Genomic DNA, 22,151 nt, shown 5'->3' on the forward strand with positions numbered 1-22,151 from the left:
TCTATGTGAGTAGCCGTGCAGATGCGGGACGTTACTGTACGACCGGTTCGGCGGCCGCCGAGTCCGAATGGCTCATTTCCTACCGATCAACAGGGGGCAGCAAGAGTGGCGAGCGGCGTAGTGGGTGAAGGCGGCGTGCGAAGCTCCGTGGCACAGGTGGGGGCCAGACCGGACCTGGACTGGCTGCTCGACGATCTGGTCAGGCGGGTGAAGGAGATCGAGCACGCGATCGTGCTCTCCGGTGATGGGCTGCTGGTGGCCTCGTCGAAAGACCTGACGAGCGACGACGCCGAGCACTTGGCAGCGGGGGCTGCGGGCTTGCAGAGCCTGGCCACAGGGATCAGTTCCCGCATTGATGGTGGGGCGGTCCGGCAGACAGTCGTTGAGTGGAAGTCAGCCTTCCTGGTCATCACCGTCGCGGGGGAGGGGGCGCGGCTCGCGGTGCTCTGCCTGCAGGACAGCGACATCGGCCTGATCGCCTACGAGTTGGAGATGCTTGTAGCTCGAGTTGGTCAGTACCTCACATCCCCGGCCCGGCACTCTTGAAGGAGAGAAGAGGAACCTCAAAGGCGTGCGGGGCGCGGGGGAGCAGCCGCTGCCGGAGCCACCCGCATCGCTCACCGAGTGGCGGGCGCGCTGCGACGCCGAACACGGTGAGCCACGAACGAACACTGCTTGAGCTGGAGTGGCGACGACGTCGTTAGGACAAATGTCGGCTTGGAGCCGCAGGCCAGGCGTGCTGTCTGCCACGGGGGAGCGTGCCAGGGCCATCGCGAGCTCGCGGACGCGTCGCATGACCGTGCCAAGCGCCGTATCAGCGACGACGTCGACGGCTGGAGAGCGGAGCGGTGCACACCGACGCCGAACCCCGCCTCCGGGTCCGACAGCCATCGCCGTTCGAACCCACGTTCTTCGAACCAGTCGCAGATCAGCGGCACACGATCGGGTGTTGCACGGTGTCGGGTCCAGATGATCGTGGCGCCGTTATCGCACAACTGTGAGCAGTAGCCGATGGTGCGCTGGATGTCGTCATCAGTGATGTTGCCGAATACCCCGCACGCCAGCACGAGGTCAGCAGGGACTATGCCTTGGTAGCAGTCGGTGAGTGCGGCGTCAGCTGTCATCACCTCGACCTGGCCCAGGCCAGCGGTAGAAGCTGCCTGCTGGGCAATCGCGGTGTTGCGCGGGGCCAGTTCCACAAGACGTGCTCGTACGTCAGTGCGGCGACCGTGACCAGCCGACCAGGAACAGATGGCCGCCGATCAGCCGGTGACCATCGATATCCTCGGCCTGCTCGCCGAGCACCTGCAGAACAGCCCAAGCGCCACGATCCGCGATGCGCTGCGCGAGGGCTGGGCCATCCGCCGCAGGCAGGGCTACTCACTGCCTGTCACCGCCCTGCTGACACTCCACCAGACCATGCTCGGGCAGTGCGCCGCTCTCACCGGGGACGGCTCCACATCGGCGGGGCGCAAGGCGTACCGGGTGTATGCAGACCGGATCGCCACGGCCACGCGGACCCTGGCCCGATGTCGGGCAGCCGCTTCCTCATGGGTAGGCCAGTAGCCGAGATTACTGAGAGTTTCCTTTCCTCTGGTGACGTCAACCCGAGCGGTGGGCCAACCAGGCGGTGGCCCCGAGCCGACGTTGGCCACCGTGCGCGCGATCGCTTCGCGTAGCCTGGATCGCGGACCGGATGGGGCTTCGTGGGACCAACGGCCCTTCCAGCCAGGTCATTGGGCCGCAGACTCGCGCGTGAGTTCCCGGGACACTGATGGCATGGCCGGTGGACTGCTCACGGATCTGTACGAGCTGAACATGGCCGCTAGCTACCTGCGGCATCAGCTGACGGACGAGGCGACCTTCAGCTTGTTCGTCCGGAAACTGCCGCCCACGCGTGGCTTCCTGGTCGCTGCTGGGCTCGCGGACTGCCTTGCCTTCCTGGAGGACTTCCGCTTCACCGCCGAGGAGCTCGGCTACCTGGCCGACACCGAGGGCTACGACGCCGATGTCCTGCGAGTCTTCCGGGAGATGCGCTTCACCGGCGATGTGTGGGCCGTGCCGGAGGGGCAGGTGGTCTATGCGGGTGAGCCATTGATCGAGGTGACCGCTCCCATCGCTCAGGCGCAGCTGGTCGAGACGGTGATGCTCAACCACGTCACCTTCCAGACGGCGGTGGCCAGCAAGGCCGCCAGATGCGTGCTGGCCGCGGGCGGCGCCCGGCTGGTGGACTTCGCCTTCCGCCGCGCCCAGGGGCTGGACGCCGCGATGGCCGTGGCCAGGGCCTCGGCCATCGCCGGGTTCTCGGCCACGAGCAACGTCGAGGCCGCTCGCCGTTACGGCCTGCAGACCGCGGGAACCATGGCGCACTCCTTCATCGAGGCCCACGGTGACGAGGAGACCGCGTTCAAGGTGTTCGCCACCGACTTCCCCGCCAAGACCACTTTCCTGGTCGACACCTACGACACGATCTCCGGCGTGCGCGCGGCCATCGACGTGACCCGACGCATGCGCCTGCCCGGCCCGATCGGGGTCCGACTGGACTCCGGGGACCTGGCGAGCCTGGCCCGCCGTACCCGGCAGTTGCTGGACGAGGCGGGGATGAGAGACGCCAAGATCTTCGCCAGCGGCGGGCTGGACGAGTACGCCATCTCCGCGCTGGTCGCCGCCGGCGCCCCGATCGACGCCTACGGCGTCGGGACCAAGATGGGCGTGTCAGCCGACGCGCCCTACCTCGACACCGCCTACAAACTGGTGCAGTACGGCGAGCGGCCCGTGATGAAGCTGTCGCCGGGCAAGGTCACCGCGCCCGGGGCCAAGCAAGTGTTCCGGGGCCCGGCGGGCGACGTGGTCGGCCTGCGCGAGGAGAGCCCTCCGCCTGACCACCGGCCGCTGCTCGGGCCCGTGATGATCGAGGGACGCCGCTTGGAGGTCCCCGAAACGATCGACACGATCCGTGACCGGTGCGCCGCCGAGCTCGCCCGGCTACCCGCCGCCACGCGTGAACTGCGTGCGCCCGTGTCGCCGAGGGTCCGTTACACCCGGCGCCTGATGCACCTTCACTACCAGGTCCGCAGCGAACTGGGACGGTTCATCCCCGCGCCCAAGGCGGAGCATCCCCGGTCGAACGCCGAGACTGGCTCGTGAGCGCTCGCCGGTCCATGCGACAGGACTACGCGATCACGGCAACCTGGTGCCGATCGGCCACGCTTTACGATCGCGCCGTGCTCCTGGGCCGACGACGGCTACTGGGCTGTGCGCGTGGTGGAGGACTCCGTGGCTGACCGAGCCGAGCAGGGCGGATCCGAGCTTGCTGCGGCCGTGTGATCCGACGACGACCAGGTCGGCCCTGGCGGAGGCGTCGCAGAGGGCGGCAACCGCGTGGCCATAGAGCACGGATTCGAGCACGGGGACGTCAGGGTAGGCGTCTCGCCACAGGGCCAGCGTCTCGTGGAGCACCTTCCGCTCGTGGGCGGGGATCCCGTCGCCTTCGAGGATCAGGCTGCTTTCGTAGCGGGTGGGCAGCACGAACCAGGTGTGGATCACGCGGAGCTTGGCCTGCCTGAGCCGGGCTTCCTCGAAGGCGTATTCGATCGCGGCCTGCGACTTCTCGGCCTTGTCCATGCCGATCACGACCTCGTGGTGGCGGGTGGTGGGCGAGCCTCGCACCACCACCAGAGGTCCTTGGGCGTGTCCGGCCAGCCGTAGGCCGACGGATCCGAGCAGCAGTCCGGTGAAGCCGCCCAGCCCTCGGCTGCCGATCACCAGCGTCGATGCGGCGTCCGACTCCGCCAGCAGGGCTTCGGCGACTGGGCCGGGCAGCAGTTCTGTGGTGACGACGACGTCCCCGCCGCGTAGGGCCGCCAGTTCCTCGGCCTGTTGGAGCACGTGCCTGCCCCATTGGCGTGCCTGGGCGGCGTCGGGTTCGGCCTCGTCGCTTACGCCGTGCACCATCGGCTCCACCGCGTGGACGATCCGCAACGGCCGCTCGCGCAGGAGCGCCTCTTCGACGCCTGCGGGTGCCGAATACTCATCCGTGCAGGTCAAGGGCTGGTGGATGATTCACACCTCGGGTGAGCGCCTCGAGCGCTGTGCCAGCGGCAGGATGATCGGTCGTGTTGCTGCGCTTGGCCTACCTCACGGCGACGACCGTCTTCTCGTTCCTGCGGTTGTTGTCTGCACGCGATCGCGACAAGGACATCGAGATCTTGGTGCTCCGGCATCAGTCGACCGTGCTGCAGCGGCAGGTGAACAAGCCCGCGTTCACTCGGGAAGATCGGTTCCTCCTCGCGGGGCTGCTCCATCGTCTGCCTATGGGCACGCTGCGGCGTCTCACGTTGCTGGTCCGCCCTGACACGATCCTGCGCTGGCATCGTGATCTGCTGCGGCGCCGGGACGCCGCAGCAAGTGCTCATCGGCGGCGGGGACGCCCGCCCACTATCCGGTCCATCCGCTTGCTGGTGCTGCGGCTGGGCCGCGAGAAACTCCTCGTGGGGCTACCGGCGTATCCATGGCGAGCTCGCTGCGCTCGGTATCCAGGTCGCGGCTTCCACGGTCTGGGAGATCCTCAAAGCCCACCGCATCGATCCGTCTCCGGAACGGGAGCACACCACCTGGTCCGAGTCTTACGCAGTCAGGCCAACGTGCTGTTGGCCTGCGACTTCTTCGAGGTCCGCACGCTGGTGGGGGCGCGACTGTACGTCCTGGCGGTCATCGAGCACGCCACCCGCCAGGTGCGGATCCTCGGTGTCACCGCGCACCCCACCGGGCAGTGGGTCACCCAGCTCGGCCGCACCCTCGTCATGGACCTGCAGGACGCGGGCAGTTCAGCGAGGTTCCTCATCCGTGACCGAGACGCCAAGTTCACCGCGGCCTTCGATGCCGTGCTAGCCGGTGCGGGAGTGCGCGTCATCAGCGGCGTCCGTATGCCGAGGATGAACGCCATCATGGAGCGATGGATCCAGACTTGTCGGCGCGAGTTGCTGGATCGAACCTTGCTCTGGAACCAGCGCCACCTTCTGCATGCTCTGCGCGAGTTCGAGACCTTCTATATCGAACACCAGCCCCACCGGGCTGTCCAACAGACTGCCCCGCTTCGACCACTCGTTGATCCCGACATCAACCCGGCCTCGATCGCCTCGTTGGACATCCGTCGACGTGATCGGCTCGAGCCGGCCGGGCACCAGTCGTGGTTTCCCACCGCGGCACCACGTGGCGGTGGGTATCTGCCTCTTCAGGGCTCTGGTTATGGAGTGGCGAGGGCTTCGGTGGGGGAGAGGTGGGCGGCGCGGATGGCCGGGTAGAGGCCGGCCAGGGCGCCGATGGCCAGGGTGGCGGCGACGCCGCCGATCACTCCCCAGGAGGGCACGATGGCGGGCCAGCCCTGGTAAAGGGCGTAACAGGCAGTGACTACGACGCCCAGCAGCGCGCCCGCCATCCCACCGAGGGCGGAAAGCAGCAGCGACTCGGCGAGGAATTGGGTGCGGATCTGGCCGCGGGTGGCGCCCAGTGAGCGGCGCAGCCCGATCTCGGCGCGGCGTTCCAGGACGGAGATGACCATGGTGTTGGCCACGCCGACCCCGCCCACCAGTAGTGCCACCGCGCCGAGTCCGAGCAGTAGTCCGGTGAACGCCTGGCCGGCGGCCTGCTTGGCGGCCAGCGCGTCGGAGGGGCGGGAGACCTGGACTTCGTTGGGTGCTTCGGGATTGGCGGTGGCGGCCAGCACCGAGCGCACCGCCTCGACCTCAGCATCGGCGGAGCGGGTGTAGACGGTGGTGGGGCGGCCGTCGAAGCCGAGCCGGGCCTGTGCGACGGGCCAGCCGACCAGCGCCGCGGTGTCCAGTTCGGGAGCCAGCGCGGCGGGATCCAGCACCCCGACGACGGTGAACCGTACGCCTCCGATGAGCACCTGGGTCTGCGGGCCTGCGTGACCGATTCCGAGTCGTTCCGCGGCCGCCGAGCCGAGCACGGTCGCCGGGTAGCCGCCGGTGGCGGCGTTGAGCCAGGTGCCGCTGCGGACCTTGACGCCGAGGGCGGCGAGCAGGCCGGTCCTGGTGGCGTAGGTGGCGATGCCATTGGTCTCCACTGCGGGAATCTTGCTGGTCCGGTAGACCTTGGCCGCGGTGACCCGGCCGATGGCCGACACCGACTCGACGGGCCCGATGCGGCCGGCCATGGCCTCGGCGGTGGCCGGCAGCCGGGCGTCCGCGCCCATCAAGGTCTTGCCCGGGGACACGGTGAGCAGGTTGGTGCCCAGCGCGGACAGGGTGTGGTCGAGTTCGGCGCGCGAGGAGGAGGAGATGCCGAGCACGGCGACCATGGCGGCGATGCCGATGGCGATGCCGAGCGCCGACAGCAGGGCCCGCAGGGGCCGGGTCCGCAGCCCGGCCGCGCCGACCCGGAGCACGTCGCTGGGCCACATCCGGGCGGGGCGCAGCGATGTTGCGGCCATCAGTGCATCACCTGCCCGTCGTGCATGCGCACCTGTCGGGGAAGGGAGGCGGCGATCTCCCGGTCGTGGGTGATGATGACCACGGTGGTGCCGGTGGCGTGCAACTCGCGCAGCAACGCCATCACCCCGGCGCCGGAGGCGGAGTCCAGGGCGCCGGTCGGCTCGTCGGCGAGCAGCAGCGCCGGGTCGCCCGCTACCGCGCGGGCGACTGCGACGCGCTGGCGTTCACCGCCGGACAGCTGATGCGGGTGGTGCTCCATGCGATGCCCCAGCCCCACGCGATCCAGCGCCGCCGCGGCCCGCCGTCGCCGCTCAGCTGGCCGCAGCCCGGTGTACAGCAGGCCGTCGGCCACGTTGGACAGGGCGGAGGTGCCCGGTGCGAGGTGGAACTGCTGGAAGACGAAGCCGATCCGGCGGGCGCGCAGCGCGGACAGCTCGGCGTCCGACAGGGCGGCGGTGTCGTGGCTCTCGATGAGCACGCTGCCGGTGGTAGGCCGATCCAGCGTGCCGATCAAGTGAAGCATGGTCGATTTGCCGGAGCCGGAGGGGCCCACGATGGCGAGGAGTTCGCCGTACTCCACCTCCAGCGAGACTCCGGCGAGCGCGGCGACGCCGCCCGGATAGGTCTTGGTCACGTCGGTGAGACGGATCATTTCGGCATCCCTACGGTCGTGCCCTGGGTGATCCCGTCGCCGGAGATCTCCACCTGGCCGTCGGCGAACAGGCCGGTGCGCACCGGGACGTAGCCGGTGGTCGAGCCGCGCACGGTCTCCACACCGAAGCCGCCGCCGCGCAGGGCTACCAGGGCCGCGACCGGGACGGTGAGCACGTTCTTCCGTTCGCCGGCGACGAAGGAGACGGTGACCGAGGCGAGGGCGTAATTGCGGGCAGCCCGTTGGGCTCGCTCGCCATGGAGGGCGATGACAACCTCCACCTTGGTGGTCGGGTCGTCGTTCTGGCTTTCGCCTGGTTCGATCACCGTGGTGACGGTGGAGATGCGGCCCTGGATGCTCCTGTCGTCGGGCAGTTTGACGGTGACTGTACGGCCGGGCCGTGCCAGGCGCTGCTCGGCGGGGTCGAGTTCCACCGTGACGGCCTGCGTCGTGCCGGTGACGGAGAGGACCTTCCCGTTCGGGGTGACGGCGTCGCCCCTGGCCGCCTCCAGGCTGTCCACCCGCACCGCGCCGCGAGCGAACACCACGCGGCCCAGTTCGACCGAGCCGCTCTGATCGAGCCCGCGCGTCTTCTGCCACTTCTTGACGGCGGACGCGGTCTGCGCCGTGTACTGATCGTCGACGGTGAAGCCGCTGTAACCGAGCGCCTTGAGGTTGCGCTCGAGCTGCCGCACGTCCGGTCCCTCCGTGCCGGTGCGCAGGTCGCGGTAGGCGGGCAGTGAGCCGTACATCAGCGTCACCGGCTCGTCGTCCACCGAATAGAGGGTCCTGCCGCGCGACACTTTGCCGCCGACTTCGGGCAGCCGGGTGAGGATCCCCGACAGCCGGCTCACGATCGTGTTCGTGGGACCGAAGCCCAGTTGCCCGTTGCTGTCAGTGGTGTCCCTGAGCGTCTGCCGGGCCACCTGCGCGGTGCTGGGAGGCAGTTGGCCGGCCGTAGGCGTGTCGCGGACGACTCCGCCTCGCGTGATCAGCGCCGTGGCCAAGGCCGCCGCGGCCAGGATCCCCGAGCCGGCGATCGCGATGATCCTTCCGGTACGGCGAGGGCGAGCAGAGCGCCGGAGCGCCGCCTCACCCATTGCCGCCGCTCCGTGGGGTACCGGGCATGTCGCCCATGCACAGCTTCTGCGCCTTGGCGAAGTCGGGATCCTGCTGCACCTGGGCGTCCAGCCGCATGCCGCCGCCCGGCTCCGGGTCGGGGAAGGACGCCACGCCGTGCTCGCGCATGCACTTAGCCAGGTTGCGCATCCGCTCCTGGGCCTGGGTGTCCGCGCCCGCCGGCTGGTTGGCCATGGGATCGAACTGGCGGCAGGCCTCCATCGCCTTGTGCATCTTTCCCGAATCCACCTTGCCGTTGTCGGAGGTGATCGTGACGCCTTTGCCCGGCTCGGGATCGGCCACGTTCACGCCGTGCTCGCGCAGGCACTGCGCGAACTTCACTCCCATCTCCGCCTGATCGGCGCTCTTGGCCGGCTGGGCGGCGCCCTGGGTCGCGACGCCGCTGGCCGAGGCCACCTGTCTCGCGCCGTCGGCCTGCGCGCCGCACCCGGCCAGCGCCATGGCCAGCGCGAACACCAGGGTGCCGGAGGTTCGCATCCGCATTGGAGTCTCCTTTCATCGGAGCCGGAGGAGATCCGGCCGCCGAGGATGCCATGGAACTCCATGAGCCGTTTCCCGGCGGTTTCCCTCAGGGGCAAACAGGCGGGAAACGGCCCGTCTGTCACCATGGCCAGGGACGACACCGCAGGAAGGAACGTGACGATGCGGATACTGGTGGTGGAAGACGAGGCGGTGCTCGCCGACGCGATCGCCGAATGGCTGCGCGAGCAGTCGCACGCGGTCGACGTCGCCTACGACGGTGCCACCGGGATGGAGCGCATCGACGTCTACGACTACGACGTGGTCGTCTTGGACCGGGACCTGCCTGGTGTGCACGGCGACGAGGTCTGCCGCCGGCTCGTCGAGTCGGGTTCGGACGCTCGTGTGCTGATGCTCACCGCGTCCGCCGAGGTCGCAGACCGGGTCTGCGGTTTGTCCCTGGGCGCTGACGATTACCTCGTCAAGCCTTTCGCCTTCACCGAGCTCGCAGCCCGCGTGCTGGCCCTGGGTCGTCGCTCCCGGCCTGCCGTACCGCCAGTGCTTTGCCGTGGGGACATCACGCTCGATCCGGCCCGGCACAAGGTGTTCAGAGGCGGCCGGTACGTGCCGCTGTCGAACAAGGAGTTCGCCGTGCTCGCCGAGCTGCTGCGTGCCGACGGTGTGGTGGTGTCCACCGAGCACCTGCTGGAGAAGGTCTGGGACGAGCACACCGACCCCTTCACCGGCGCGGTGCGGCTCACCATGCTCAAACTGCGGCGCAAGCTGGGCGATCCGGACGTCATCGAAACCATCACCCGCGTCGGCTACCGCATGCACTGACCAGCCGGCGGCCCGTCTCGGTACGGCGCGGCGCAGCCGACTGGCCCGCTACCAGGCCCGCGGCGGTACCCATGGCAGGCCGTGGCCTGCCATGGGTTCGCCTCACTACATCTCCGACACGGCGGATTATGAGGTCGGGCTGGCCGACGGCGTCGGCTTCACGCTCGTGCTCGTGCTCGTGCTCGTGCTCGAAGTCAGGATGTCCAGCGCCTTCTCCAGGGCGGGATCCTTGCCGGTGGACAGGTCCCTGGCTGTCAGCGGCCGGTAGTGGTCGGGGGCGACGCCGATGCCATTGACGATCTCCCGGTTCGGCCCCAGATGGTGCAGCGTGGGCAGCAGCAACGCGCTGTTGTCCGAGAGCGTGTAGGCGCTGGCGGGGCCTGACACGACACCGCCGGTGCGCGTGCCGACCAGGGGGCCGACCTTCAGGTCCTTGACCGCAGAAGTGAAATGGTCGCAGGCCGAGCCACAAACCCTGTCCGTCAGCGTGACAAGCGGCAGCCCGAGGAGCGGCACGCTGTCGTCGGTACGGCCAGCCGTACATGATCCTTGCGCGTCGCAGTGGTAGGCGGTGACCTTGCCGTGGACGAAGGCGCCCAAGAGCCGGTTCACCTCGGCATCGGAGCCGCCGCGGTTGCCGCGCAGGTCGAGCACGACGCCGCGGGCTTCGGGCTGCTCGCGCAGTCGGGCGAGGACCTGGTCGGCGGCACCCTGGAAGAACCCCGGCAGCGCCACGTAGGCGATGTCTCCGGGGAGCGTCTTCGACGACACCGCGGGCGGCGCCGTGCGGTAGAGCCCTGGCTTGACGGTGGTCGTCCATGTCCGGCCCGTGGCGGGACGGCGCAGCGTGAGCCGTACCGGCTCCTGATCCGGGTATTGAGGATCGAGCAGGTTGAGCACGCCGGTCGACAGCACGCCGCCGGCGAACGGCGCCGAGCCGTTGGCGGAGATGATCACGTCGCCGGGCTTGAGGCCGCGTTGTGCGGCGGGGCTGCCGGCCGCGATCGAGGTGACGAACAGCGGCCCGGTCGCCGCCGGGTCGGGCCGCGAGCCCTGCCTGCCGGACAGCCCCGTGATACCCAGGCCGTAGGCGTCGCCGGGCTTGGCGCCGGGCGGGACCTCAGGGCGCATCCAGCGGGCGTGGTTGTCCTGGAGGGTGCCGATCATGGCGGTCATGGTCGCCCCGGCGAGCGCCTGCTCGACCTCCGGCTTGTCCGGGACCTCACCGCTCACGCGCTCGTAGACCGCGCGGAACGCCTCCCAGTCACGGTCGCGGTCGCCGGACAGCGGCGGCAGCGTGGCATCGGCCTGGTCGAGCCCGCGACGCTGCAACTCCTGGGTGAGTCCGGCGAACGCGCCTGTCAGCAGCGTGCGGTCGTCGAGACGGTCGCCACCGTAGTAGTGGTCGAAGATGCACCGATACGCCTGCTCGATCGTGGCGATCGTGGTGGGCTGCACCGGTGGCGGGGGCTGCGTGGCGGGTGCACAGGCGGCCGCCTTCGAGGCGGCGGCCGGGGCGCTCGCGAATCCAGTCAGCGCCAACGCCGCGGCCAGGCCGACCAACGCGGTCTTCATCAGGACTCTCCTTGAGCGGGGAAGAAGATGACGTCGGGATAGTCGGCCGAAGGGCCATCCAGGAGCGGTGCCTGCATGCCGCGCAGGTGGCGGTCGAAGAACGCGCGGATGTAGGCGCGCTGGGCAGGAAGCACGCGGGACGGGCCGATGACCGCGGCGGCGAGGCCGGCCGAGATCCTGCCGGCCTTGACCAGCTCCGGCATCAGCGTCTCCGCGTCTGTGTAGCTGCCGTGGGTCGTGCCCTTCACCGACAGGAAGCGCCGCCATCCGCTGAGGTTGCTCCAGAACCCGTCCATCAGCGCGCCCAACTGCTGCGGCCCCTGCCCATTGCTGCTCATGATCATGAAGGGACGATCGCCGATCTTGCGCGCGATGGCTCCGGCCAGCTCCGCGGCCTTCTCAGGGGTCGTGTCGCCGCCCCTGTCCGGCGGAGTGATCGCAACATCAGGGATCGGAGTACCGTCCAGGTCGATACCGGCCAGGACGCGCCTGTCGTGTGCCATCGCCTGGGCTGTGGTGGCTCCGCCGAGCGAATGGCCGAACATGCCGATCTTCCCCGGACGCACGTCCAGGCTGTCCAGGCTGTCCAGGCTGTCCAGCACGAACAGCGCGTCGGCATAGCGTGCCTTCAGAACCTCGGCCGAGCCGTCCTGGCTCAGCGGCGGGCCCGCCACCTCCACCCGCCCTCCGGGGAACTCGATCTCCGCGGCGTCATAGGTGTGCCCGAGGGTGATCACTATGTAGCCGTGGCTGGCCAGGTCCTCGGCGATCGTCGTGTGCTCCTCCCTGTCGGCGGCCGCCCCCGGGGAGAAGAGCAGCACAGGGTACGGCGAGGCCGCCCTCCTGACCGGTGCTCCGTATCGGGCGTGCGTGGTGGGGAATTCCACTCCGGCCAGCGAGATCGTGCCGTCGCCTGTCTGCCGCATCTGCGCGGTCTGGGTGAGCATGCGCTCCAACTCCGGCCGGTACTTGGCCAGGGCCGCGCTCGTCATCCATGGCGCCCGCTGCTGCCCGCCGCCGGGATGGGCGGGGTACCACACGCTGACCATCAGCTCGCGATCACGCGTGGGAAGCCACGGGTCCTTGCGGGATCGGTCGACCAGCCTCTTCGACACTGTCCCGATGGCGTGTGGACCGGTCGGGGCGGGCAAGGGGAGGCGCAAGCGCTTGGGGGTGTCGGCCCGGGCGACGCCGATGGTAGCCAGCGAGGCGGCCACGAGTGCCGCGCCTCCCAGCAGTGAGCGGCGGCTGATGCCGTCGAGTGCCATGGATCTCTCCTGAACGTCCAGGGATGCTTTCGAAGCCGTATCCAACGCGAAGAGCCGTTTCCCCACGGTTTCCCGCCCGGAAAACCGGGAGGAAACACCAGGTGAGCGATGATGAATCCAACGTTCACGACTTGAGAGATGGCATCGGGTGAAGCTCCTCAACCTACGGATGCGCCGCATCACGCTGCGCGCCCGGCTCACGCTCCTGTACGGCGGGCTCTTCTTCGTCGCCGGGATGCTGCTGCTCGGCACCACATACATGCTGTTCACCCAGCAACTCAACGCCTCCAGCTCGAAGATGGTCGTCGGACCCGTCGCCCATCCCGAACCTCCGCCCGTAGCCGACGCGCTCGTGGTCACCCCCGACGGCAGCAGACTGACCGGAGACGCGGCAGTGCGCTGGATGAGTGACCAGCGCGCCACCCTGCACCAGGCGGCCACCACCTCGCTGCTCACCCAAAGCGGGATCGCGCTCCTCCTGGTCGGCGGAGCTGCGGTCGGATTCGGCTGGCTGATCGCCGGACGTGTCCTCGAACCGCTGCACCAGATCACCGCGACCGCCCGCCGAATCGCCGCGGCCTCGGCCGCCGACCGCAACCTGCACGAACGCATCTCCCTGGACGGCCCAGAGGACGAGGTCAAGGACCTCGCCGACACCTTCGACACCATGCTGGAACGCCTCGACAGATCCTTCGACGGCCAGCGCCGCTTCGTCGCCAACGCCTCCCACGAACTGCGCACCCCGCTGACCCTCAGCCGCGCCCTCGTCGAGCTCGCCATGCTGCGCAAGAGCGCCTCCGAGGACGTCAAGCAGCTCGGCGAGGGACTCATGGAGATCAGCTACCGGCACGAGCGGCTCATCTCCGGACTCCTCGTGCTCGCCCACGCTGACAGCGAGATCACCGAGAAGGCTCCGATTGATCTGGAGGACGTGGTCCGCCACGTCGCCGACGAGCTCACCCCGCAAGCAGACAAGGCCCACGTGGTGATCCACTGTGCGGCCGACGCGACCCCGACCGTCGGGGACGGTCTGCTCCTTGAGCGGCTGGTGCACAACCTTCTGGAGAACGGGATCCGCTACAACACCGGCGGCTGGGTCCGCGTCACCAGCCGTACCGTGGCCGACGGGGTGGAGCTCGAGGTGAGCAACACCGGTGCGGACATACCGTCGTACGAGATCCCCTCGCTGTTCGAACCATTCCGACGGTTGGGCGCCGACCGGTTGCGCGGCGCGCAGGGCGCCGGGCTCGGCCTGTCGATCGTCCGCTCCATCGCCCACGCCCACGGCGGCGAAGCCACCATCCGCCCCAGGCACGAAGGCGGCCTGATCGTGACCGTCACCCTCCCACTCCGCCGGGACCACGCGTCCGATGATTCCGCTGCGTAGTCACGGCTGTCTTACCTGGCCGGCAGCAGTGCCCTACCTTCGGGGCGTGCACCTCATGGAGTGATGGGGAGGTTGGTCAGGCTTTTGCGGGCGTTGGTCACTGTGTTGGAGGAGTAGATCCGGTTCGGGTTGGACGCGCACCTTGCCGAGTCGTAGATGGCGTAGCCGCCGACGCCGCCCAGGTCGGAGGTGTTGTTGCGCCAGGTGTTGCCGCAGCCGTAGCCGGTGATGATGGTGTGGGTTTCGTAGCCGTTGGCGAAGGTGCCGGGCTTGGCGAACGTGCCGGTGTTGTTCTCGATCAGGTAGTTGTTGCCCTGGGCGTCGACCCAGGAGTCGGCGTAGTTCTGACCTGACAGGCCGGTGCCGTTGAAGGTGTTGCCGCGGATCACGCCGTTCTGAGTGCCTTCCTTGATGTCGACGTGCTCGGCGGTGACGTAGGGGCCGATCGTGTTGCCGATCACCTGGATGCGGTCGGAGCGGTCGACGCCGCCGGAGTTGCCGTAGCAGCCCCAGCTGCTGTGATATGTCCCGATGTAGACGCCTTCGCCGTACTGGGGGTTCTTTAGGCCGGTGTGCTCGATGCGGGAGTTGCGGATGGTGCCGTCGGCCGACGACCTGCGGAAGGCGACGGCCTCCTCGTCGATGTGGTGGATGTACAGGTCGTCGAGGAGGACGTGCTGGGAGTTGTCGAGGACGACGCCCTTGTCGGCGTTCGCCACGGTGAAGCCGGTCAGCGCCCAGTAGGAGGCGTTGTACAGCCACACGCCGTATCCCGGGTCGAAGCCGCTGACCGGTGCCGAGCACGAGGGCCCGCTGCCGCCAGGGCCGTCGTTGATCAGTACGGCATCGCGGGGGCCACGCAGCGTGATCGGCGCGGAAGCCGTACCCGCGCGCTGTGCGATGAACGAGCCGTGGTAGGTCCCGCCGGCCAGCTGGATCGTCTGGGCGGGGCGGGCGCCGGCCAGAGCCGTACGGAGCTGCTGTGCGGTGGCGACGTTGATCACATCACCCGAGCCGGCCGTGCTGTTGTCCAGGGTGAGCTTGTCGATGTTGGGCGCGCCGCCGGCGGTGGTCGCGGTCAGGCGGATGGTGTGCATGCCGGCCGCGAGGCTGACCGGGAAGGTCGCGGTCTTCCAGGTGTTCCATGACCCGGTGCCCGGGAAGTCGACAATGGTCGTGCCGTAGCGGACCGACCGGTTGGCGCTGGTGCCGTTGGCATAGCGTACGATCACCGAGGTCGCCGGGCCGCTGACCGTGCACTCTCGAGGCTCCGGTGACGTTGTCGGTGTTGACGAACCCGGTGCCGGTGTAGCCCGAGTGGTTGGACTCGATGAGCCCGTGGTTGACCACGCAGATCTCGGCCTGGTAGTCGGCCGATGCCGCGATCGCGGGTGCGATGGGCGATAGCAGTGCGAACGAAGCCGCCCCAGTTGCCGCGGCCAATCTTGAACGGAACACTGTCGCTCTCCTTACCTGAGTGCCCGCCAGTAACCATCGAACAACTGCGTGTCCTGGTGTGGGTTCTGCTTGATGGGCGCGCCAGTCCCCGTGGGCGGGTGATCGATTGGTCGGCAGTATGGAGGTCTTGATCAATTACGGTCAAGACCCAAACCTTCAAGCGGCGCGTCTTGGGCTCCGGCTCCTGAGCGCCCTCTTGGGCCTGCGCGGGTACTCGGCCAGCCGATCGGAGCCGGTCTGGGTTGACCGGGAAACCGTGAGGAAACGACCCGCTCGGTTGGATGGGCTTCCGCATCGGCGGACAGTCTGCGCCGATGTCGAGCGCATTCGCGCATCGACGCCCCTGCCCCGAATCAGGGGACACGCAAAGGAGTACAGGTGGCCACCAACCCTCGAAGGAGGCAGCGCGCATTCGCGCTGTTCTCGTCCGCGATCGCCGCGGCGGCGGTGACGCTGAGTCCCGCCGGTTCGGCGAACGCGGTCGCTCGTCCGCTCGCCGCCCTTGCCGACATGGCGCCACCGGCCGTGGCGCCGGAACAGGCCGTCAAGAAGATCGAGGCCATCAACCGGTTGATGCTCGACAACCCCACACAGTGGGCCGGCGTCTGGTACGACAAGGCACGCGGCAAGGTCGTCGCCGCCGTCCCGCATGGCGCGTCGGACCGGACACAGGCGGCCGCCCGGTCCGCGACCGGTTCCACGGGCGAAGTGACACAGGCCACCCGCAGCTTCGCGGACCTCAGCCGGTTGTCCAACGAGATCATCACGCGTGGCAGCATCGCGTCGGTCCCCATCGTGAGCACCGGACTCGACTGGGAGCACAACGGGGTCATCGTCGGGCTGAAGTCGATCACTGACGATGCCCGAGCCGCCCTGGCGGCCGACTATGGCGACGCGGTGACGGTTCGCCATGTACCCACCGTGCCTAGTCAGACGGACGGACCTGACCGGTATCGGGACAGGTTTCCCTACTGGGGTGGGGCGGCGTGGAGCGGCTATGGCAGCAGTGGATTGCACTGCTCCACGGCCTTTCCGATGCAGCGCTCGGATGGCTCGAAGCACTTCCTGGTGACCGCCGGCCACTGCACCCTCCCCTTTCCAGGTGACGCGTCGACGCTGAACACGGAGGGCACCCGCTGGGTCAACCGCATCGGCACGAGTGACGGCTATCAGAACTCGCTCTGCGAAACGACGGAAAGCAGCTGCGACATCGGCACCACCAAGTACGGCGACATCTCGGTCATCAGGGTGAGCGGCAACGATCCGCGGATCTATGACGGAGGCAAGTACGCCACGGATTCGCAGGCGGTCGTCTCGACGCAGACCAGCATGCCGGCCGTGGGCGACTCGATGTGCACGAGTGGGGCGACAACCGGAACAACGTGCGGATATCGCGTGGTGAACAATTTCACGTCGATCTATGCCACCAACTCAAAGGGCCAACGGGTGCTGCGTTCTCCGGTCGTCGAGACCTGGAACGACAGCGGACCCTGCATACTCCACGGAGACTCGGGTGGTGCGGTCTACAAACCCGTAACGGGTGGCGCTCGCGCGTCCGGCATCATGAGTAGCAGCAACATGGTGGACGGCGCGTGTTCTATGTACTACACCTCGATCTACTACGCCCAACAGCTCTTCGACGCCGTAACCGTGACGTCCTGAGCCGACCATGGGGTACGGCCAGCCATACCCCGAGCATGTGGTCATTGGACCACTTGGATGCGGCGGTGTGGGTGGCCTCCTCCATCTCGTCGGCGATGGCGATGGCGTAGTCCTCGGCCGAGATGGAGCTGTTTGCCCTGCTCGGCGGCGAGGAGGTCCTCGCCGCCGAGGCGGTAGCTCTCGGTGCGCTCGCCGGGCTCGATCGCGACGGCCGGGGAGACGTAGGTCCAGTCCAGGTCGTCGACCTGGCGGTAGAAGCCGAGCGTGGCCCGCTGGGGCAGGGCCTCTTTCTTGTAGATCTCCGGGCACCGACTTCATGAACACCACCCTGCGGCCGTTGCTGCGCGGTTCGGCCAGCGAATAGGTGCGCACGCAGTTGCTGGTGCGGCGGCGTGGATGACTCGGATGGCTGGGTGAATGGCGTTCGATCTCGGACACCAAGGCCCGGCTCAGGCCCATTTCGGGTAAGCGTTGAGGCTGGCCAACCAGGCCGGTGATTGGCGTCGTCGCGGCCGTCGACCGTGGCTTCGCCATCTGGCCGTGGACGCGGAGGGAGGTGTCTGGGTCGCGCTCTACGGACTCTTCTGCAGGCGCACAGTCCAAACGTTCCGTTCAGTCACGGGAACTGCGGCGCCGTACGATCGCGTCGCTGATCTGCTGTGCCACTTCGAGCTCGGGTGCCACCCAGCGCAGGCCGGTGTCTCCCAACTCCGCCGGCTCAGCGATCACCTGCGGCAAGGGCCCCTCATCCAGACCGGATTGCCACGTCGCCGGGTCCGGCCGCTCCGGCAGAGAGCGGAACCGATCGTTCTGCGCCTCATCAGTCATGTTAGGGATGACGGCCTCGCCCCCTACGTAGTTCCTCGCCGGATCGTGAACTCTCTCACACACACCCGCACCAAGCTCAAAGAAACCACCCAAGGTTCACGGTCGTTAGGGCTCCGCGGTGCCGGCGCGTACGAGGCCGCTTTCGTAGGCGTGCACGACGGCCTGGACTCGGTCGCGCAGGCCGAGTTTGGACAGGACGCGGTGGACGTGTGTCTTGACGGTGCCTTCGGACAGGTAGAGGCGGCCGGCGATCTCGGTGTTCGACAGGCCGCGGGCGATGAGCCCCAGCACCTCGCGCTCGCGTTCAGTCAGGACATCCAGGTCGGCGGCCGGTATGACCTGCGCGGAGGCGGTGCCGACATACCGTTCGAGTAGCCGGCGGGTCACGGACGGCGCCACGACGGCGTCGCCCCGCGCCACTATTCGGATGGCCGAGAGCAAGTCGGAGGCGAGGGTGTCCTTGAGCAGGAATCCGCTCGCACCGGCATGCAGGGCGGCGTAGACATACTCATCGAGGTCGAAGGTCGTCAGTATCAGCACGCGCGTGCCGCCGTCGGCGTCGCCGGAACAGATGCGGCCGGTCGCCTCGACGCCGTCGACCGTGGGCATCCGGATGTCCATCAGTACCACGTCCGGCCGCAGGCCGAGAGCCATCGTCGCGGCCTGGCAGCCGTCGGCCGCCTCGCCGACCACCTGCATGTCCTGGGCGTTCTCCAGGATCATGCGGAAGCCGGTGCGGACCAGAGCTTGGTCATCGGCGAGGAGTACGCGGATCATGCATCGCATCCCTGGATCGGAAGTGCCGCCCGCACGACGAACCCGCCCTGGGGGCCCGGCCCGGCGGCGAAGGTGCCGTCGAGCAACTTCACGCGTTCGCATGCAGCCCACCGAAGCCCTCCGAACCATCTGAATCCAAGCGCCAGTCCGCGGCCACCGCGATGCATCGTGCTGCCGTCGTTGCCCGCGGGCCCGGGGTGTCGGCCGGTCGGAACGCCTGCCGGCCGTACCCCTCAATGGCTCAGGATGTCACGGTGACGGCGTCGAAGAGCTTCTGCGCGTAGTAGATCGAGGTGAACCACTCCTGACAACCGCCACTGCCGCTGTGGATGCCCGCGGCGCGGACGCCACTCGTCAACTGCCTGTAGACGGCTCCTCCAGAGTCTCCTGGGGCGGTACAGCCGTCGCCGCCGATAGTCTCGACGACCGGAGTCATAACGGTGCCGTCGTCGTATCTCACCGTTGTGAAGTTGTTGCTCACGACGTGCCCGCAGGTGGTTCCGGTCGTGGCCCCGCTTATGCAGAGCGACTCGCCCATAGCCGGTGGGCTGGTCATGGTCTCGGCGACGGCCTTGGACGCCGTGGTGTACGTGCCGCCGTCGTAGATTCGGCCCTCGTTGCCGTTCACCCTGATCACCGAGATGTCACCGTACTTGGTGCTGCCGATGTCGCAGCTGCTTCCGGTGGTGGCGCACACCGAGTTCTGGTAGCCCACGCTCGTGCCGATGTAGTTGTCCCAGGACGAGCGGGTCGAGTCCATCGTGTACGCGGCCATGGCGGGGCTGTTGCAGTGGCCTGCTGTCACCATGAAGTGCTTGGAGCTATCGGGGCGCTTCATGGCGAAGGCCGTAGAGCAGTGCAAACCAGTCCAGTATTTGCCTGACCATGCCGACCCGCCCCAGTACGGGTACCGGTCTCGATACCGGTCGGGTCCGTTGTTCTTCTTGGGTTCCGGGGGCGCCTGCCGTACCGTCACCGCATCGCCGTAGGCGGCGGCTAATGCGGCCCGGGCATCGTCGGTGATCGTCTTCAGGCCGACTATGATCGAGTTGTGCTCCAGGTCGATTCCCGTGGTCACGATGGGGACCGAGGCGACCGTCTCGCGCGCGATGATCTCGCTGGATAACCGGGTGAGGTCCGCGAAACTGCGGGCGACTTGTACGACATCACCGGTCGTTCCGACCGCAGATTTGGCGGAGGCTCGCGTATGCGCCGAAGCGGCAGGCGGGACGGAGGTGACTACCCTGCCGCGCGCCTTGTCGTACCACACTCCCGCCCACTGGGTCGGGTCGTCCAGCATCGACCGGGTGAGGGCTTCGATCTTCTTGACGGCCGACTCCGGCGGCGTCGGCGGCAGCGCCGTGTCGGCCAGGGCGGCCAGTGGCCGGTCGGCTGCACCGGCCGGACCGGCAGGTGTCAGAGTCACCGCAGTGGCGATCGTGGCTGCTAACAGCGCGAGGACACGCTGCCGCGCTGGGCGAAGCTTGATCAACATGAGCTCCCTTTGTAGCGTTTTCAGACTTCGGGTTGCGTGGGCCACAACCAGGCCGTTGCTCCGAGTTGCTTGGGTGGTCAGTGGACGATCTCCGAAGACCGGGCGCGACCGTCACAGATGTCGGCATGACGGCGACGGCGAGCCCGCGGTGTGAAGCATGGCGCCCCTGGGCGGGATTTGTCCGGGCCCTGGCAGGCTCCTGCCAGCACAGACAGGTTGCTGTCATCGGCGCCTGCGCGTAGATCCCGCCGCCTTACGGTGTTGCCCATGCACAAGATCAGTTTCACCAAGCTGGCCCGGCTGGCCGTGATTCCGGCGATGATCGCCGGCGCGACCATGGCGGGACCTTCAGCCTCGGCAGCGGACGGAAACCTCGAAGCCTTCTCCGTCTGCTTCAAGAACTCCGACTGCAACATGGGCTACACCTCGGGCACCATCTACTGGCCGACGCGCGAGCTCAACGGCAAGGTTGTCAGCCGCGTGGGCGGTGACTACTCCACGACCGCGGTCTTCGAGGCGTTCTCCGGGACCGGCGTCAAGCTCGGTTCCGAGACGCGGACATCGCGCGACGGCGCCGTCTCCTTCGGGCCGATGTACTTCCACCTGATGACGACCAGGGTGAAGATCACCGTGTGCCAGAACTGGGCTGACGGCAGTAGTGACTGCGGCTCGCCGGAGAACTACTCGTACGGGTGACCGGCCACACCACCTCCTGCCGTCAATGGCAGCGACCGCTGACGGCAGGAGATGCGCGGCATTCTCGCGGTCGGCCGTACGGCAAGCGAACGTCTGCAAGCAGTCCCGCTACGTCCTGGCCAACCTCACCCCGCTCGGCCGCCCTCCATGCGCGAGAACTACCGCCGGTATCACCACTCTCGTGCGATCACGGAGTACCGGGCGCACCCCGGCGAGATGCTCGGGCGAACACCCCGGAAGGCCATCGCTAGATCCACCCGCGCTCTCTGGCCAGGAGCGCGGCCTGGAATCGGCTGGCCGCACCGAGTCGGCTGAGGAGACCGGCCACGTGGCGTCGGTATGTGCGCACGGAGACCATCATCTCCCTGGCCGCGATCTCGTCCTTGGTCGCGTTGTTCAGCAGGTACAGCACCTGCCGCTCCAACGGTGTCGGTGCGAGAGGCTCCGCCGGTTCGAGATCGACGGCCTTGGCCCAGATGCTCTCGAAGAGGTCCACCAGCGTGGCGACGGCACCGGCCTGGCGGATCACGAGAGCGCCGACACCCCTGCTGTTCGGGGTGATCGGCACGAACGCGACCGAGCGGTCGATGATCACCATCTGCTGGATCGGGTTGTCGATCACCCGATGCAGGTCGCCCGCCCGGTGCAACTGGGTGGCGTATGCGATCAGCTCGGGGGTGCGCAGGCTCGACCGTCCGATGACAGTGCGCCATTTCGGTCCTTGCGCCAGCCGCCCCAAGCAGCGCGCCAGCTCGTCGGACGACAGCATCCGCCGCTCGGAGCGCACGCCCAAGACCTCCTGCGCCTGGAGCCCGAGAGCCCAGACGCGCCGGCCCACCTCCTCGCCGCTGTCGATGCGCTCGACGGACTCCACCCCCACCTGCGAGCCGCGCCCCGCCACTAGCGAAGGCAACGCCCTCCAAGCCGCGGTAATACGGAGCATCTCGGCATCGGCCTCGTTCAGCCGGCGCCTGATCAGCCTCGCCACGCCGATTTCCGGATCCACGGCGACCACGCGGCCGGACTGGTCCACGGACAACAACTCGAGTTCGATCAGCCTCTCGACTACTTTCCGGTCGTGGAGTATCGGGCCGTCGGGGTCACGCAACAGGGATCGGTAAGCGTGCTCCTCGGACTCGGTCATGCCGAGCCCTGCAAGGCTCATCGGGATCTCCCGTCTGACTTCAAGGTGAAGGCCGGTACAGCTTCCGGAAGCATCGCCCGCCGTACATCGTGCGAAGCGGCAGACGGGCGGCTTGCCTTGACGATCCGAGCCGCCCGCCCGAAACTCCGGATCAAAGCGCCGCCGCGTAACTGCTGCCACGACCAAACCTCTACCGGTTCAGTCGCCACGCTAGGAGGTGAAGCGCACCGCTTTATGGCGGCGGCGGCCCTCGAATTGGCGATGATCATCGAAAGGCGGCTGCAGGGAGAGCCGGAGAAGACGGGCGTCTGCCGGACT

At 68.2% G+C, this 22,151-nt stretch carries 21 protein-coding genes; 8 read left to right on the forward strand and 13 right to left on the reverse strand.

The window, feature by feature from the left end; genetic code table 11:
* Nucleotides 1-135: 135 nt before the first annotated feature.
* Entirely contained in the window at nt 136-546 is a 411-nt protein-coding gene (locus ACIBHX_RS46295) for a roadblock/LC7 domain-containing protein (RefSeq protein WP_397074620.1), read from the forward strand.
* Between the two features lie 71 nt (nt 547-617).
* Here ACIBHX_RS46295 and ACIBHX_RS46300 read toward each other — a convergent pair whose 3' ends face one another.
* Entirely contained in the window at nt 618-1,199 is a 582-nt protein-coding gene (locus ACIBHX_RS46300; RefSeq protein ID WP_397074622.1) for a hypothetical protein, read from the reverse strand.
* A 70-nt stretch (nt 1,200-1,269) separates the two neighbouring features.
* Between ACIBHX_RS46300 and ACIBHX_RS46305 the strand changes: the two genes are divergently transcribed.
* Nucleotides 1,270-1,566 carry a hypothetical protein gene (locus tag ACIBHX_RS46305; protein WP_397074624.1) on the forward strand — a complete coding sequence of 99 codons (297 nt, stop codon included), beginning with the start codon at nt 1,270-1,272 and terminating at the stop codon, nt 1,564-1,566.
* Nucleotides 1,567-1,779: 213 nt separating this feature from the next.
* Nucleotides 1,780-3,147 (forward strand): nicotinate phosphoribosyltransferase, encoded by a 1,368-nt coding sequence (locus tag ACIBHX_RS46310; RefSeq protein WP_397074626.1) that lies wholly within the window; start codon nt 1,780-1,782, stop codon nt 3,145-3,147.
* A gap of 33 nt (nt 3,148-3,180) precedes the next feature.
* Here the strand turns inward: ACIBHX_RS46310 and ACIBHX_RS46315 are convergent, their stop codons facing one another.
* Complete coding sequence (locus ACIBHX_RS46315) at nt 3,181-4,047, reverse strand: universal stress protein (protein ID WP_397074628.1); 867 nt, start codon at nt 4,045-4,047, stop codon at nt 3,181-3,183.
* 68 nt (nt 4,048-4,115) lie between these two features.
* Between ACIBHX_RS46315 and ACIBHX_RS46320 the strand changes: the two genes are divergently transcribed.
* A complete protein-coding gene (locus ACIBHX_RS46320) occupies nt 4,116-5,303 on the forward strand; it encodes a hypothetical protein (RefSeq protein ID WP_397074630.1) in 1,188 nt (395 codons plus the stop codon).
* Here the strand turns inward: ACIBHX_RS46320 and ACIBHX_RS46325 are convergent.
* The 4 genes from ACIBHX_RS46325 to ACIBHX_RS46340 are packed head-to-tail and all read right to left on the reverse strand — an operon-like array spanning nt 5,246 to nt 8,727.
* Nucleotides 5,246-6,451 carry an ABC transporter permease gene (locus ACIBHX_RS46325; RefSeq protein ID WP_397074631.1) on the reverse strand — a complete coding sequence of 402 codons (1,206 nt, stop codon included), beginning with the start codon at nt 6,449-6,451 and terminating at the stop codon, nt 5,246-5,248. The genes ACIBHX_RS46320 and ACIBHX_RS46325 overlap by 58 nt on opposite strands.
* Nucleotides 6,451-7,104: an ABC transporter ATP-binding protein gene (locus tag ACIBHX_RS46330; protein ID WP_397074633.1), complete on the reverse strand. Its 654-nt coding sequence runs from the start codon at nt 7,102-7,104 to the stop codon at nt 6,451-6,453. The genes ACIBHX_RS46325 and ACIBHX_RS46330 overlap by 1 nt, the downstream gene beginning before the upstream one ends.
* The gene (locus tag ACIBHX_RS46335; protein WP_397074635.1) at nt 7,101-8,204 is read right to left on the reverse strand and encodes a peptidoglycan-binding protein; all 1,104 of its coding nucleotides are present in this window, start codon (nt 8,202-8,204) and stop codon (nt 7,101-7,103) included. The genes ACIBHX_RS46330 and ACIBHX_RS46335 overlap by 4 nt, the downstream gene beginning before the upstream one ends.
* Nucleotides 8,197-8,727: a hypothetical protein gene (locus tag ACIBHX_RS46340; RefSeq protein WP_397074637.1), complete on the reverse strand. Its 531-nt coding sequence runs from the start codon at nt 8,725-8,727 to the stop codon at nt 8,197-8,199. The genes ACIBHX_RS46335 and ACIBHX_RS46340 overlap by 8 nt, the downstream gene beginning before the upstream one ends.
* A gap of 159 nt (nt 8,728-8,886) precedes the next feature.
* Here ACIBHX_RS46340 and ACIBHX_RS46345 point away from each other — a divergent pair, with 159 nt between their 5' ends.
* The gene (locus ACIBHX_RS46345) at nt 8,887-9,543 is read left to right on the forward strand and encodes a response regulator transcription factor (protein WP_397074676.1); all 657 of its coding nucleotides are present in this window, start codon (nt 8,887-8,889) and stop codon (nt 9,541-9,543) included.
* Nucleotides 9,544-9,669: 126 nt separating this feature from the next.
* Here the strand turns inward: ACIBHX_RS46345 and ACIBHX_RS46350 are convergent, their stop codons facing one another.
* Both ACIBHX_RS46350 and ACIBHX_RS46355 read right to left on the reverse strand, forming a co-directional pair.
* On the reverse strand, nt 9,670-11,118 hold the full coding sequence (locus ACIBHX_RS46350) for a S41 family peptidase (RefSeq protein WP_397074638.1): 1,449 nt from the start codon (nt 11,116-11,118) through the stop codon (nt 9,670-9,672).
* Entirely contained in the window at nt 11,118-12,386 is a 1,269-nt protein-coding gene (locus ACIBHX_RS46355) for an alpha/beta hydrolase family protein (protein WP_397074640.1), read from the reverse strand. The genes ACIBHX_RS46350 and ACIBHX_RS46355 overlap by 1 nt, the downstream gene beginning before the upstream one ends.
* A 148-nt stretch (nt 12,387-12,534) precedes the next feature.
* On the opposite strand from ACIBHX_RS46355, the gene ACIBHX_RS46360 reads away from it, so the two are divergent.
* Nucleotides 12,535-13,773: a sensor histidine kinase gene (locus ACIBHX_RS46360; protein ID WP_397074642.1), complete on the forward strand. Its 1,239-nt coding sequence runs from the start codon at nt 12,535-12,537 to the stop codon at nt 13,771-13,773.
* 53 nt (nt 13,774-13,826) lie between these two features.
* On the opposite strand, the gene ACIBHX_RS46365 is transcribed toward ACIBHX_RS46360, so the two are convergent.
* Nucleotides 13,827-15,203, reverse strand: a complete 1,377-nt coding sequence (locus tag ACIBHX_RS46365) for a carbohydrate-binding protein (protein WP_397074678.1) — start codon at nt 15,201-15,203, stop codon at nt 13,827-13,829.
* A 406-nt stretch (nt 15,204-15,609) separates the two neighbouring features.
* Between ACIBHX_RS46365 and ACIBHX_RS46370 the strand changes: the two genes are divergently transcribed.
* On the forward strand, nt 15,610-16,893 hold the full coding sequence (locus ACIBHX_RS46370) for a hypothetical protein (RefSeq protein WP_397074643.1): 1,284 nt from the start codon (nt 15,610-15,612) through the stop codon (nt 16,891-16,893).
* A gap of 612 nt (nt 16,894-17,505) precedes the next feature.
* Here the strand turns inward: ACIBHX_RS46370 and ACIBHX_RS46375 are convergent.
* The 3 genes from ACIBHX_RS46375 to ACIBHX_RS46385 all read right to left on the reverse strand — a co-directional run bounded on the left by ACIBHX_RS46375 (nt 17,506) and on the right by ACIBHX_RS46385 (nt 19,990).
* On the reverse strand, nt 17,506-17,721 hold the full coding sequence (locus ACIBHX_RS46375) for a hypothetical protein (protein WP_397074645.1): 216 nt from the start codon (nt 17,719-17,721) through the stop codon (nt 17,506-17,508).
* Between the two features lie 105 nt (nt 17,722-17,826).
* Nucleotides 17,827-18,498: a response regulator gene (locus ACIBHX_RS46380; protein WP_397074647.1), complete on the reverse strand. Its 672-nt coding sequence runs from the start codon at nt 18,496-18,498 to the stop codon at nt 17,827-17,829.
* A 241-nt stretch (nt 18,499-18,739) separates the two neighbouring features.
* Entirely contained in the window at nt 18,740-19,990 is a 1,251-nt protein-coding gene (locus ACIBHX_RS46385) for a S1 family peptidase (protein WP_397074648.1), read from the reverse strand.
* A gap of 270 nt (nt 19,991-20,260) precedes the next feature.
* On the opposite strand from ACIBHX_RS46385, the gene ACIBHX_RS46390 reads away from it, so the two are divergent.
* Nucleotides 20,261-20,689 (forward strand): hypothetical protein, encoded by a 429-nt coding sequence (locus ACIBHX_RS46390; RefSeq protein WP_397074650.1) that lies wholly within the window; start codon nt 20,261-20,263, stop codon nt 20,687-20,689.
* 247 nt (nt 20,690-20,936) lie between these two features.
* Here the strand turns inward: ACIBHX_RS46390 and ACIBHX_RS46395 are convergent, their stop codons facing one another.
* Entirely contained in the window at nt 20,937-22,013 is a 1,077-nt protein-coding gene (locus ACIBHX_RS46395; RefSeq protein ID WP_397074652.1) for a hypothetical protein, read from the reverse strand.
* Between the last annotated feature and the right edge of the window lie 138 nt (nt 22,014-22,151).

Origin of the sequence: Nonomuraea sp. NPDC050536 (assembly GCF_044457685.1) — a bacterium.
GTDB lineage: Bacteria > Actinomycetota > Actinomycetes > Streptosporangiales > Streptosporangiaceae > Nonomuraea.